12 protein-coding genes are annotated in these 13,053 nt (G+C 42.7%); 10 read left to right on the top strand and 2 right to left on the bottom strand.

The annotated features are described in order from the left end of the window. Positions 1-2 precede the first annotated feature (2 nt). The 5 genes from argS to PQ478_RS20310 all read left to right on the top strand — a co-directional run bounded on the left by argS (position 3) and on the right by PQ478_RS20310 (position 3,813). Entirely contained in the window at positions 3-1,673 is a 1,671-nt protein-coding gene (argS, locus tag PQ478_RS20330) for an arginine--tRNA ligase (RefSeq protein ID WP_289235395.1), read from the top strand. Positions 1,674-1,797: 124 nt separating this feature from the next. Further along, on the top strand, positions 1,798-2,247 hold the full coding sequence (locus tag PQ478_RS20325) for a hypothetical protein (protein ID WP_289235394.1): 450 nt from the start codon (positions 1,798-1,800) through the stop codon (positions 2,245-2,247). Between the two features lie 59 nt (positions 2,248-2,306). Then, on the top strand, positions 2,307-2,789 hold the full coding sequence (locus PQ478_RS20320) for a DUF456 domain-containing protein (protein ID WP_289235393.1): 483 nt from the start codon (positions 2,307-2,309) through the stop codon (positions 2,787-2,789). A 62-nt stretch (positions 2,790-2,851) separates the two neighbouring features. Next, entirely contained in the window at positions 2,852-3,022 is a 171-nt protein-coding gene (locus PQ478_RS20315; RefSeq protein ID WP_289235392.1) for a XapX domain-containing protein, read from the top strand. A 14-nt stretch (positions 3,023-3,036) separates the two neighbouring features. Beyond that, the gene (locus PQ478_RS20310; RefSeq protein ID WP_289235391.1) at positions 3,037-3,813 is read left to right on the top strand and encodes an alpha/beta fold hydrolase; all 777 of its coding nucleotides are present in this window, start codon (positions 3,037-3,039) and stop codon (positions 3,811-3,813) included. An 11-nt stretch (positions 3,814-3,824) separates the two neighbouring features. On the opposite strand, the gene PQ478_RS20305 is transcribed toward PQ478_RS20310, so the two are convergent. Next, positions 3,825-4,538, bottom strand: coding sequence for a DUF421 domain-containing protein (locus tag PQ478_RS20305; protein WP_289235390.1), 714 nt, complete (start codon positions 4,536-4,538; stop codon positions 3,825-3,827). Positions 4,539-4,720: 182 nt separating this feature from the next. Between PQ478_RS20305 and PQ478_RS20300 the strand changes: the two genes are divergently transcribed. Then, entirely contained in the window at positions 4,721-5,386 is a 666-nt protein-coding gene (locus PQ478_RS20300) for a potassium channel family protein (RefSeq protein WP_289235389.1), read from the top strand. A gap of 621 nt (positions 5,387-6,007) precedes the next feature. On the opposite strand, the gene cls is transcribed toward PQ478_RS20300, so the two are convergent. Further along, the gene (gene cls, locus PQ478_RS20295) at positions 6,008-7,204 is read right to left on the bottom strand and encodes a cardiolipin synthase (RefSeq protein WP_289235388.1); all 1,197 of its coding nucleotides are present in this window, start codon (positions 7,202-7,204) and stop codon (positions 6,008-6,010) included. A 284-nt stretch (positions 7,205-7,488) separates the two neighbouring features. Between cls and PQ478_RS20290 the strand changes: the two genes are divergently transcribed. From PQ478_RS20290 to PQ478_RS20275, 4 genes are all read left to right on the top strand, one after another. Next, a complete protein-coding gene (locus PQ478_RS20290) occupies positions 7,489-9,591 on the top strand; it encodes a (Fe-S)-binding protein (protein WP_289235387.1) in 2,103 nt (700 codons plus the stop codon). 171 nt (positions 9,592-9,762) lie between these two features. Next, on the top strand, positions 9,763-10,941 hold the full coding sequence (locus PQ478_RS20285) for an acetyl-CoA C-acetyltransferase (protein ID WP_289235386.1): 1,179 nt from the start codon (positions 9,763-9,765) through the stop codon (positions 10,939-10,941). Between the two features lie 57 nt (positions 10,942-10,998). After that, complete coding sequence (locus PQ478_RS20280) at positions 10,999-11,850, top strand: 3-hydroxybutyryl-CoA dehydrogenase (protein WP_289235385.1); 852 nt, start codon at positions 10,999-11,001, stop codon at positions 11,848-11,850. A 60-nt stretch (positions 11,851-11,910) separates the two neighbouring features. Further along, a complete protein-coding gene (locus PQ478_RS20275; RefSeq protein ID WP_289235384.1) occupies positions 11,911-13,053 on the top strand; it encodes an acyl-CoA dehydrogenase in 1,143 nt (380 codons plus the stop codon).

The raw sequence follows: 13,053 nt of genomic DNA, 5'->3' as shown, positions 1-13,053 counted from the left end.
AGATGAACAGTGTTGAACAAATGAAGCAAAAGTTAAAAGAAGAAATAAAAGCAGCCGTGATTTCAGCAGGGCTTGCAACAGAAGATGTGCTTCCTGAAGTAGTTCTTGAAGCTCCAAAAGATAAAGCGCACGGAGATTATGCAACAAATATGGCGATGCAGCTAGCGCGTGTGGCAAAGAAAGCGCCGCGTCAAATTGCAGAAGAGCTCACGTCTCAGCTTGATAAAGAAAAAGCATCAATTGAAAAAATAGATATTGCAGGACCAGGGTTCATTAACTTTTTCATGAACAAAAGCTACCTTCGTGAGATTGTTCCAGCTGTTTTATCTGCAAAAGAAGCATACGGTGAAACGAATGTTGGCAATGGTGAGAAGATCCAGGTCGAGTTCGTTTCAGCAAATCCAACAGGAAGCCTGCACTTAGGCCATGCGCGCGGTGCGGCAGTTGGTGATGCGTTGTGTAACGTGTTAAGCAAAGCTGGCTATGATGTAGAGCGTGAATACTATATTAATGATGCTGGAAATCAAATTAATAACCTTGCGCTGTCACTGGAAGCTCGCTATTTCCAAGCTTTAGGTCAAGATAAAGAGATGCCTGAGGAAGGGTACCGCGGGCAAGATATTGTCGAGTTCGGTAAAGCACTTGCTGAAGAGCATGGCGACAAATATGTAAACGTCTCAGAATCTGAGCGTCGTGAATTTTTCCGTCAATACGGCTTGCAAAAAGAGCTTGATAAAATCAAATCAGATTTAAGAGAGTTCCGTGTTGAATTTGATCACTGGTTCTCTGAAACAAGTCTTTATGAGTCAAATAAAGTCATTGAAGTACTTGAAACGCTTGATGAAAAAGGGGAGACCTATGAGCAGGACGGGGCAACTTGGTTCCGTACAACAACATACGGCGATGATAAAGATCGTGTATTAATCAAAAATGACGGCACATACACATATTTAACTCCTGATATTGCGTATCACCAGGATAAAATGCAGCGCGGCTTTGATAAGCTGATTAACATTTGGGGCGCGGACCATCACGGCTACATCCCTCGTATGAGAGCGGCAATCCAAGCGCTTGGATATTCTCCTGAGCAGTTTGAAGTGCAGATCATTCAAATGGTGAGCTTGTATCAAGGCGGAGAGAAAGTGAAGATGAGTAAGCGTACAGGTAAGGCTGTAACCCTTCGTGATCTAATGGAGGAAGTAGGCATTGATGCGGTTCGTTACTTCTTTGCAATGCGTAGTGCAGATTCTCAGCTTGATTTTGATATGGACCTTGCTGTATCTAAATCAAATGAGAACCCAGTATTCTATGTGCAATATGCTCACGCTCGTGTATGCAGCATGCTTCGTCAAGGCGAAGAGCTTGGCCTGGCGTATGATGAGAATACGGACCTTTCAGCAGTATCGACTGAAAAAGAATACGATCTTCTAAAAGCAATCGGTGATTTCCCGGCAGTTGTTGCAGAAGCTGCAGAAAAGAAAATGCCGCACCGTATCACAAATTATGCACATGACTTAGCATCTGCACTTCACAGCTTCTACAATGCAGAGCGTGTAATTGATGCAGAAGATCAAGATAAGAGTAAGGCACGTCTTGCTTTAATGAAAGCAACACAAATTACGATTCAAAACGCTCTATCACTTGTAGGCGTGTCAGCACCAGAAAAGATGTAATACCTGAGAGCTCCCTTTTCCCTTGAAAGGGAGCTTTTTAATAAATAAAGTATGAATACGGGGCATTTGTATCCAGCACATCAAACACATGAATGAAGCTAAAAAGATGGTTGGAGGGATAAGTATGAATATTACAAAAGAACAGCATAGGGAACTAGCCGTTAACTTGTTGAACCAAACGCGGAAGCTCATTAATAAGCAACACCGTACAGAAGATGAGGATCTTGAGATGATTCATTCTGCGCAGGCTTCGAGTTACCACTGGCGGCTTACAGGAAATTACATCAATTGGTCACGTGGAGAGTGGCTGACCTCACGTGTATACGCTACCCTTGGCTCGGGTGAAGAGGCTCTTAGACACGCTGAGGCAAATAAACGTATCGCCGAAAAGTATATGCTAAGCGGCTATGATGCAGCCTTGGTAGCAGAAGCACTTGCTCGTGCCTATCAGTTACTCGGCGAGACGGAATATGCAAAAGCACATCTTGCTCAAGCTCACAAGCTAGCAGCTGCTATTGAAAAAGAATCAGATCGACAACACATTTTATCGGAGCTTAACACAATTTTAGAATAGAAAGTGAACAGGAAGCCTTAAATCAGGCTTCTTTTCATGTCCGAAGAAGGGAGAATATCATGGAAGCTGTTATATGGATATTGATAGTAGCTCTATTTATCTTAAGCTTTGTTGGATTATTATTTCCGATCGTTCCTTCTGTCCTCGTCTTATGGGCAGGGTTTATCCTTTATATTTTCTTCATCGATGGTGCGGCTCTTTCGGTTTGGTTTTGGATTGGGGCTGGCGTTTTGACTGTGTTACTGTTTGCTGCTGACCTAATTGCCAGTCAGTTTTTTGTGAAGAAATACGGAGGGTCAAAATGGAGTGAGCGGATGGCTGCTGTAGGGGTGATTGTCGGCTCTTTTATCATGCCGCCATTCGGTATTATTCTCGTACCTTTTGCTCTAGTCTTCATTGCTGAGTTCATCGCAACAAAGGATGCAAGACAAGCTGTACTTGTGGCAATAGCCTCTTTATTTGCTTTTCTAAGCGGAACTGTAGCCAAAGCACTCGTTCAAGCTGTATTAATTATTTGGTTTTTTATTGAAGTCTTTATTTAAAGGCATAATCTAGTCGTAAACACACAAAGTAAGAGAGACATCTCAGAAAGAAGGATGACATCATGCAGGAAATTTTACTCGCTATTTTAGCAGGACTTATCGTAGGGTTCGTTTTTGCACTTGTTAAACTGCCAATTCCAGCACCGCCAGCATTACCGGGAATTATGGGGATTGTCGGTATATATTTGGGGTATAAGTTATATGAAGCAGTTTGGCCGATGATTATGAAGTAGGAGGTAGGGATGGCATGGCGTTCGTATCGTATCAAGGCATCAAGATCTTTTATGAAGTGCGTGGAGGCGGCACTCCTATAGTGTTTATTCATCCTCCTGCCATGTCACACCTTACTTTTCGATATCAATATGCTTTATCTGATGTAGGGAAAGTCGTTGTGGTCGATCTTCCTGGAAATGGCCATAGCACAAAAGGAGCTGCTAAAGCTTTTTCAATTGAAGAGTCAGCCGAATGCATCAGAGCGGTATTGAAAAAAATGCGTGCAAAAAAAGCCATTATCATTGGTTATTCAAACGGCGGGTCCATTGCTCAAGAGTTTGCCTTGAAGTATCCAGACATTACAGCGGGAGTTGCTTTGATTGGAGGATTTCCGGAAGTAACAAGCTTTTTTTTAGACAAGGAGTTTAAGCTTGGGATGTGGGCTGCCAAAAAGAAATGGATGAATGTGATCAGCTATGTTTTGCCGCATGCGCACTTTAAGAATAAAGAGCATGCCAAAGAAATGCAGACTGTGATTAAGGAAGTGAATCCAGATCTTCTATCAGAAACGTACAGGCTCGGCTATGAATACCAGTCGATTGGACGTCTTAATCAATTAAAGATGCCGCTGCTTTTGCTATATGGAAGCCGTGATCTCATCATGCATAACTATATGTACGATTTTGTGAAAAGAGCTCATGACGTGGAAGTGGTTTATGTGACAGGTGTTGCTCACCAAGTACCAACTAAGCGTCAGGATGAATGCAATCAAGCAATACGAGAGTGGATGTTGCGGAGGCAGATCTTATAAGATGCCTTCGCTCATTCTTTATCGATCGGTTGCGGGATAAAGTCATGATACGTATCAATATAGAGCTTTCCATTTGGTGCTAAAACAGCATACATAACGTCCTTTTTTAACACTCCTCGTTTCTCTAGCTGGTCCATAAGCCACTGTTCTTCAATGTTATTTTCTTGGAGATTGTGAGTAATGACCACTCCGTCCATCATTAATTCGATTGGTACGATATGCTTTTCAGGCTGACTAATCAAATTCAAGTCTCCTTTTGTCACCTCACGAAACTCCTGTTTTTTTAGAGCAGTTAATGTACCATTTGGCTCGACCATAGCAACAAGCACTTCACCTACATCGAAAATATTAATTTCACGCAGGTGTGGATTCATATAATCTAATGTATAATGCATCTTTCTCATATTCCCCTCAAGCAGCTTCCCATTTTCAATAATCACAGTAGGGTCACCTGCAAAAAACTTACGCGCTTTTCGGTTCTTCATGGCTGTATACTCTACAATATAAATAATCAACACAAACATCACAAAAGAAATCCATACGCTGTGCATCGGTATACTGATATTAAAAGCAAGGTTAGCAGTAATGGACCCGAGAGTAATAGTTGCAATAAAATCAAAGGTCGTCATTTGTGAAATGGTCTGCTTTCCGAGTAATTTGGCTCCAAGGAATAAGGATGTAAATGCGATTAATGTTCGGATAATAATTTCTAGGTGTTCAGCCACAAGTACTACCTCCTTTTACTTCTTCTAAAAGTTTTCCAAAACACTTAAAACGTATAAGAGGCGATTTACATTTTCTGCTAAAGAGAGTGGTTGACAATGGGATGTAACAGGAGTAAATTTACTCTAAGAAAACAGGCCATTTCTTAGTGATGGTTTTTTCTATTTTATAAGGAGTGTTATAGATGGCAAAATCAAAAAAACAATTTGCTGTAATTGGTTTAGGCCGGTTTGGCGGGAGTGTCTGTAAGGAGCTTTACGAAATGGGCCATGAAGTACTTGCCATTGATAAAGATGAGGACAAGGTGAGCGAATATGTTGCGTTTTCTACCCATGCAATGCAGGTAGATACGACTGATGAAAATGCGATGAAGCAAATTGGTATCGGAAATTTTGAAAATGTTGTTGTCGCTATTGGAGATAATATTCAAGCAAGTATCCTAACGACATTAGTGCTTAAAGAAATGAACGTCCCTACCGTGTGGGTAAAGGCACAAAATGTTTATCATCATAAAGTATTGGAGAAAATCGGTGCCGACCTTGTTGTTCATCCAGAGTCAGATATGGGCCGCCGGATTGCTCATAATTTAGCGTCAGAAAAAGTTATTGATTTCATTGATTTATCTGATGAGTACAGTATTGTCGAACTTCGAGCGACAGGGAAGGTTGATCAAAAAACGCTTGTAGACTTAAACGTTCGTGCCAAATACGGGGTAACGATCCTTGCCATGAAACGGGGAGAGGATATGAATATTTCTCCGATGCCTGACGATTTAATTCATAAAGGGGATATGCTTGTTGTCATGGGGCATAAATTAGATATCAACCGCTTTGAAGATGAGGGACTCTAAGGTTAAAAGAGAGCTAGATAAAAGGTTACAAATGAATGAAATTAATTTGAACATAGTGTTTGCGGCGCTCCTAAAATATACTTCGCTTTCGGTGGCTAGTGAGCTTCCTCGGGCTTTAGCCCTTTGGGATCTCAGTCCTGCTCTAGGAGTCAACGCATTTTTCATCCGCTAGGTTATTGCTTAGTTGAGGTATCTAGTGGAATGAGATAGGTGTTGTTCATTTCAGTTCAGTTCATTTCAGTTCAGTTCAGTTCATTTCATTTCAATATATCATTGCTGTTATCCACCGCCTCATTTGATCAGGTTTCAGAACAGCCACTTTCAATGATGGAGCGACTAAACTCCATTCTCGAACCGTTGATTGGAGCGGAAGGTATGCGAGACTCCAGCGGGATCTGCGTGACCAGGAAGACCCCGCAGGAGCGCGAGCGACGAGGAGGCTTCCGGACCGCCCGCGGATAGCGAGTACCTGCAGCGGAGATCAACCACTGTGGCAGGTAGGACTTTTCAGTGTAGCTGGTAGGTCTCCCGCAGCAACCACTGTATGGAGATATCTCTCCATCTTTTTAAAAGATCATCCCCTGAAATTGCTTCAAGGTTGAGTCTTATATATCCACCTCGTCAAAGCAGCCCTGAGATCAGCGTTGCAAATTTTTCTTTTCCACGCTGAATAAGCGGACGAGATTTCCAGCTCTCTATCGTCATTCTTTGCGCAATATAAATATCATGTTCAAGTTCATCCAAAACGACACGCACCATGTCTTCATCGTATAAGAGGCAGTTAATTTCATGGTTAATATGAAAACTGCGCTTATCAAAATTCGCTGTGCCGACATCAGCCATTTGTGTATCAATCACAATCGCTTTTGCATGAAAGAAGCCTCGGTAATATTGATAAACGTGAATACCAGCTTCGAGCAGATCCTTAAAGTAAGGAAAAGCGGCCTCTTTCACAAAAGGATGGTCACCTTTTTTCGGAAGGATCAACCGGACATCCACACCTCTTTTAGCCGCTTCTATTAAAGCTTGCTGCAGGGGCTGTCCTGGGATATAGTATGGTGTTCCGATCGTGATTGATTCTTTTGCCTGGCCAATTAATGAAATAAACGTTTGTTCTAAATAACTTCCGTCTGTCGGTAATATTCTCAGCGGGTGCGGTCCCTTGCGCAGATATGGATAAAGCTCCTCTTCTTTCACGAACTTTTGCTTTGCTGTCTGCCAGTCCTCTAAAAACTGCTCTTGTAAATCCTGTACGCCGTCTCCGACTAAGCGAAGATGAAAATCACGCCAGGGACCAAACTTAGGGTCGCGTCCTAAATATTCATCACCTACATTAAAACCGCCAATATAGCCGACACGTCCATCAACAATAACGAGCTTACGATGGTTTCTTCTATTTAAGGTAAAGAAAATAAAGGGGAAGCTGACAGGGTGAGAAAAAGCAAATCTAACACCAATTTTTTTAAGTTGTTTTATAGTTTTTCGTGAGAGCTTACACCCGAAACGATCCACAAGGAGACGAACGGTTACACCTTCTTTGGCTTTATCCTCTAAAATTTTCAATGCTTTTTGTCCGATGTGATCTTCTTTAAAGATATAGAACAAAAGGTGGATATGATGTTCGGCTTGATTGAGATCGGCAAAAAGAGCTTCAAAAAATTCATCTCCGTTGCCTAAAAAGCTTACATCACTATGACGAGTGATTTGATCATGCCTAGTCGCTTCACGACGCTGTTTTTTCTGTCCCGCTACAAAATCGAGGCGCAGCCATGTAAAGAGTACAATAAAAATTAACAGTGCAATCCATAACCAGTTCATCTGATGACCTCCCTTCAGGTGACATTCTTTTGTAGCATACCCATTCATTAAGCGTAATATGATGAGAGTGTTGTATTCAAATACGAGCAAAAACCTAGATAAAACAAGCGTTTCCAATCAATTGAAAAAAATTTTTCATCTTTTTCGTCGACTGAATGCTCATTCATTGAAATTTATGCTATAATGACCGTAATAATTTATTATTTTCAAAACATTCAAATTTGACGTAGCAGCTTAAGAAGAACTCTCACATACTAGCTAGGTCGAAAAGGGGGACGTTTGTGATGGAAGCGTTAACATGGGTTAATCTTGCCGCCTTTCTACTCGTAACAGGATATGCAGTCTACTTATTCGCTACTCTTGTTATGACACGTGTCGAGTATATCAAGCTTGGTAAAAAAGCAGAATTTGATCACTCGATGAAAGAGAGGCTCGAATCCGTTTGGGTAAACGTATTCGGACAAAAGAAGTTAATGAAAGATAAGAAGAGCGGAATTATTCACTTAATGTTCTTCTACGGGTTCTTGCTTGTACAGCTAGGAGCGATTGATCTGATTTGGAAAGGGCTTGCTGTAGGATCGCATCTGCCGCTTGGGCCGCTTTATCCTTACTTCACTTTCTTCCAAGAAATTGTCGTAGTTATGATCTTAATTGCCGTTGTATGGGCGTTCTATCGCCGTTATGTTGAAAAGCTTGTACGCCTGAAGCGTGGCTGGAAATCAGGTCTTGTCCTTATTTTTATCGGTGGACTGATGACCTCAAAGCTGATCGCTAAAGGAATGGAGATTATCTGGCTAGAAAAATCAATGAGTGGATTTGAACCGATTGCCTCAGGAATTGCTGGTGCATTCAGCTGGTTATCGCCAGCCGTTGCAGGTGGACTATTCTTTGTTTTCTGGTGGATGCACTTATTGTTCTTATTAACATTCTTAGTGTATGTACCTCAATCAAAACACGCTCACCTTATTGCTGGTCCTGCAAACGTATTCATGGGACGCACGCATAAAGTTGGCCGCCTTTCTTCTATTAATTTTGAAGATGAGTCGCAAGAGCAGTTTGGTAACAACAAGATCGAAGACTTTAACCACAAGCAATTGCTTGATTTATATGCCTGTGTAGAATGTGGACGATGTACGAATATGTGTCCGGCAACAGGCACAGGAAAAATGCTTTCTCCAATGGATTTGATCGTTAAAATGCGTGATCACTTAACGGAAAAAGGTGCTGCGGTTACCTCGAAGTCGGCGTGGCTCCCGGAATTTGCTTTTTCTAATACAAAAGCAAATCAATTAGCAATGCAAGGTGCTGGCGGTGCTGAAGCTGCTGCAGGATATGATGTCAGCTTGATTGGTGACGTTATTACTGAAGAAGAAATCTGGGCTTGTACGACTTGTCGTAACTGTGAAGATCAATGTCCGGTAATGAACGAGCATGTTGATAAAATCATTGATATGCGACGTTACCTTGTCTTAACAGAAGGAAAAATGGATGCAGATGCACAGCGTGCGATGACAAATATCGAGCGTCAAGGAAACCCTTGGGGCATCAGCCGTAAAGAGCGTGAAAACTGGCGTGATGGCCGTGATGATATTCATGTGCCGACAGTCAAAGAGATGGAGAAAAAAGGCGAAGAGTTCGAATACCTATTCTTTGCAGGATCAATGGGCTCATATGATAAACGAAGCCAAAAGATTGCTCAATCATTTGCGAAAGTGATGAATGAGGCTGGCGTAACATTTGCAATCATTGGTAACAAAGAAAAGAACTCAGGAGATACTCCGCGTCGTTTAGGAAATGAATTCTTATTCCAAGAGCTGGCAACAGCTAATATCGAGCTGTTTAATAAGCATAACGTGAAAAAGATTGTCACAATCGATCCTCATGCTTATAACACATTTAAAAATGAGTATCCTGACTTCGGCTTAGAAGGTGTGGAAGTTTACCATCATACAGAAGTTCTAGCTGACTTAATCAAAGAAGGCCGCATTAAGCCAACACATGAAGTCAATGAAACGGTTGTGTATCATGACTCTTGTTACCTTGGCCGTTACAACGAAGTATATGAGCCGCCGCGTGAGATCCTTGAAGCGATCCCTGGTGTGAAGCTTGTAGAGATGGAGCGTAATCGTCAAAATGGTATGTGTTGTGGAGCCGGCGGCGGTATGATGTGGATGGAAGAAGATGCTGGCCAGCGTGTCAATGTCGCTCGTACAGAGCAAGCGCTTGAAGTACAACCATCGATGATCGGAAGCGGCTGTCCTTACTGCTTAACGATGCTAAGTGATGGAACAAAGGCGAAAGAAGTCGAAGAAGACGTTCAAACGTTAGATATTGTAGAAATTTTAGAAAAATCACTAATTAAGAAGGAAACTGAGTTAGTTCAGTAGAAGTAATAGTGGTGAATTATTGGGAGAGTTGTCGACTCGTGGTTTCCACGGGTCACAACTTATGTTTTTAGCTTTAATTGAAAGCGCAATCACTTGTTGCGCTTTTTATCAGAACTCCTACCGAGCGAGCGTTCGGTCAATAAATGTCTATGATCTGAAAGGGGATTACCAATGAAAACAGTAATTGTGAGTGGAGCTCGTACACCTTTTGGGAAATTTGGAGGCGCCTTAAGCAGCCTCAAAGCAGCGGAATTAGGAGGACTTGTTTTAAAAGAAACATTAGCTCGTGCTAAGTGGAAAGGCGAGAATGTTGATGAAGTCATTTTAGGAAATGTTCTGCAAGCAGGACAGGGTCAAATCCCATCTCGTCAAGCATCCAACTATGCTGAAATTCCGTGGAGTGTTAAAACGGAAACGATTAATAAAGTATGTGCATCAGGCATGCGAAGTGTAACAATGGCTGATCAAATTATCCGTTCTGGTGACGGGGAAGTTATTTTAGCCGGCGGGATGGAGTCGATGAGCAATGCTCCATATTATGTCCCTAAAGCTAGATGGGGTGCACGTATGGGTAATGCAGAAATGATTGACGGGATGGTATTTGATGGACTTACTTGTTCTTTCCGTTCCGTACATATGGGCTCATACGGAAATGGTGTAGCACAGGAGTTAGCGCTGTCACGCGAGGTTCAGGACGAGTGGGCTGCACGAAGTCATGAAAAAGCACTAAGTGCAATCGAAGCAGGAACATTTGACACAGAAATTGTGGCTGTACCGGTACCGCAGCGTAAAGGCGAGCCTGTAATAGTTGAGCGAGATGAAGCACCTCGTCCTGGCACAACATCTGAAGGGCTGGCTAAGCTTAAGCCTGCATTTGGAAAAGACGGCACGATTACAGCAGGAAATGCACCAGGTGTGAACGACGGAGCAGCTGCCATGCTTCTTATGTCTGAAGCGAAGGCTGAAGCAGAAGGCATTGAGCCGCTTGCAACTATTGTGGCACATCATGCTCTTGCCATTGAGCCTGAAAATTTCCCGAAAACACCAGGTCTTGTCATTAATGAGCTATTAAAGAAAGCTGGTAAATCAGCAAGTGAGATAGATTTATTTGAAATTAACGAGGCCTTTGCCGCAGTGGCCCTTGCAAGTAACCAAATTGCAGATCTTGACCCTGAAAGAGTAAACGTAAACGGCGGGGCAGTGGCACTTGGACATCCAATCGGAGCAAGTGGAGCGCGTATTATCTTAACACTGGCACATGAACTGAAGCGTCGCGGCGGAGGCCTTGGTGTAGCGGCGATTTGCAGCGGCGGCGGTCAAGGTGACGCGATTCTAATTGAAGTGAAATAATTCGAAGTGAAATAAATACAGTCTAACTTTAACGTTTAATAGAGGAGTGGAGAATGAATGAGTATGAAAAAAGTAATGGTAATCGGAGCAGGACAAATGGGATCAGGAATTGCTCAAGTACATGCAATGGCTGGAATTGACGTCATTTTACACGACTTAAAACAAGAGTTTGTTGAGCGCGGGATGGCAACTATTCAAAAGAATTTAAATCGCCAAGTTGAAAAAGGCCGCTTAGAAGAAGGAGAACGCGATGCGATCTTAGGACGCTTGACACCTTCAACTGACTTGCAAAATGCTCAGGATGTGGATCTTGTGATTGAAGCAGCGATTGAAAACATGGAGATCAAATCTAAGCTTTTTGCTGACCTCGATAAGATTGCGCCAGAACATGCGATTCTTGCAACGAATACATCATCACTTCCGATTACAGAAATTGCAGCAGCAACGAATCGTCCGGAAAAAGTAATCGGCATGCATTTTATGAATCCAGTACCGGTAATGAAGCTTGTTGAAATCATCCGCGGTCTAGCAACAACAGATGAGGTGTATCAAGCAATTGAAGACCTATCTCGTACTCTTTCGAAAACACCTGTTGAAGTAAACGACTTCCCAGGATTCGTTTCAAACCGTATTTTGATGCCGATGATCAATGAAGCGATCTATACGGTATATGAAGGGGTAGCGACACCTGAGGCAGTTGATGAAGTAATGAAGCTCGGTATGAACCACCCAATGGGACCTCTTACGCTTGCTGACTTTATCGGACTTGATACATGCCTCTACATTATGGAAACCCTTCATGAAGGATTCGGCGATGATAAGTACCGCCCATGCCCGCTGCTTAGAAAGTATGTAAAAGCAGGCTGGTTAGGGAAGAAGACGGGCAGAGGATTTTACGTTTACGAGTAAGTCATACAAAAGCGAAGCAGCCGCTATATAAAAAGACAAACAGATTACGGAGGTGCAGAAATGGATTTACGATTTACCGAAGAACAAGAAATGATGCGCAAAATGGTGCGTGACTTTGCCCAAGAGCAGATTACGCCTTTTATAGAAGAAATGGAAGAAAACGAAACCTTCCCGCGTGAGATCGTCAATAAAATGGGCGAGCTTGGTTTAATGGGGATCCCGATTCCTGAAGAGTACGGCGGGGCTGGTATGGATTTTACCTCTTATATTATTGCGATCAATGAATTATCTAAAGTGAGTGCCACTGTCGGGGTTATTTTATCGGTGCACACTTCTGTCGGAACGAATCCGATCCTCTATTTCGGAACAGAAGAGCAGAAGCAAAAATATGTTCCAAAGCTTGCAAGCGGCGAGTATTTAGGGGCATTCGGCTTAACGGAGCCTGGTGCAGGATCTGATGCCGGCAGTTTGAAAACGACAGCGAAAAGAGTCGGCAATGAGTACATTTTAAACGGCTCAAAAGTGTTCATCACAAATGGCGGGGAAGCGGATGTGTATATCGTGTTCGCATCAACAGATTCACAGCTTGGAACAAAAGGCATCTCTGCATTCATCGTAGATAAAGACACACCGGGATTTTCTGTTGGAAAAAAGGAAAAGAAAATGGGTCTTCACGGCTCAAACACAACAGAACTTACATTTGAAGATGCTCGTGTACCGGAAGAAAACCTTCTGGGCCAAGAAGGGGAGGGCTTTAAGATTGCGATGTCTAACCTTGATGCAGGGCGAATCGGTATCGCAGCTCAGTCTCTAGGAATTGCTGAAGCAGCGCTTGATGCAGCGGTAGGTTATGCAAAAGAGCGTAAGCAGTTCGGTAAGCCGATCGGGCATCAGCAAGGACTCGGCTTTAAGCTAGCTGATATGGCGACAAAGGTAGAGGGCTCAAAACTATTAGTGTACCGTGCAGCCAAGCTTCGTGAGCTTGGTAAAAAGAGCGGCATGGAAGCTTCGATGGCGAAGCTGTTTGCTTCACGTACGGCAGTAGAAGTGTCAATTGAAGCAGTTCAAGTGTACGGCGGCTATGGATATACAAAGGATTACCCAGTAGAGCGTTACTTCCGTGATGCAAAGATTTGTGAGATTTACGAAGGAACAAGTGAAATTCAACGTATCGTCATTGGCAAGCATTTACTAGCAGATTAA

Origin of the sequence: Alkalihalophilus pseudofirmus (assembly GCF_029094545.1) — a bacterium.
In the GTDB taxonomy this organism is placed as follows: Bacteria; Bacillota; Bacilli; order Bacillales; family Bacillaceae_D; genus Alkalihalophilus; species Alkalihalophilus pseudofirmus.
Note: the sequence above shows the minus strand (reverse complement) of the source record. Positions and strands in the feature narration are given on the sequence as shown.

Excerpts from the sequence above, each read along its gene's own strand:
- PQ478_RS20315 (WP_289235392.1), top strand. The coding sequence starts at position 2,852 with ATGCAGGAAATTTTACTCGCTATTTTAGCAGGACTTATCGTAGGGTTC.
- PQ478_RS20285 (WP_289235386.1), top strand. The coding sequence starts at position 9,763 with ATGAAAACAGTAATTGTGAGTGGAGCTCGTACACCTTTTGGGAAATTT.
- cls (WP_289235388.1), bottom strand. The coding sequence starts at position 7,204 with ATGAACTGGTTATGGATTGCACTGTTAATTTTTATTGTACTCTTTACA.
- PQ478_RS20290 (WP_289235387.1), top strand. The coding sequence starts at position 7,489 with ATGGAAGCGTTAACATGGGTTAATCTTGCCGCCTTTCTACTCGTAACA.
- PQ478_RS20280 (WP_289235385.1), top strand. The coding sequence starts at position 10,999 with ATGAGTATGAAAAAAGTAATGGTAATCGGAGCAGGACAAATGGGATCA.
- PQ478_RS20310 (WP_289235391.1), top strand. The coding sequence starts at position 3,037 with ATGGCGTTCGTATCGTATCAAGGCATCAAGATCTTTTATGAAGTGCGT.
- PQ478_RS20275 (WP_289235384.1), top strand. The coding sequence starts at position 11,911 with ATGGATTTACGATTTACCGAAGAACAAGAAATGATGCGCAAAATGGTG.
- PQ478_RS20320 (WP_289235393.1), top strand. The coding sequence starts at position 2,307 with ATGGAAGCTGTTATATGGATATTGATAGTAGCTCTATTTATCTTAAGC.
- PQ478_RS20325 (WP_289235394.1), top strand. The coding sequence starts at position 1,798 with ATGAATATTACAAAAGAACAGCATAGGGAACTAGCCGTTAACTTGTTG.
- PQ478_RS20300 (WP_289235389.1), top strand. The coding sequence starts at position 4,721 with ATGGCAAAATCAAAAAAACAATTTGCTGTAATTGGTTTAGGCCGGTTT.
- argS (WP_289235395.1), top strand. The coding sequence starts at position 3 with ATGAACAGTGTTGAACAAATGAAGCAAAAGTTAAAAGAAGAAATAAAA.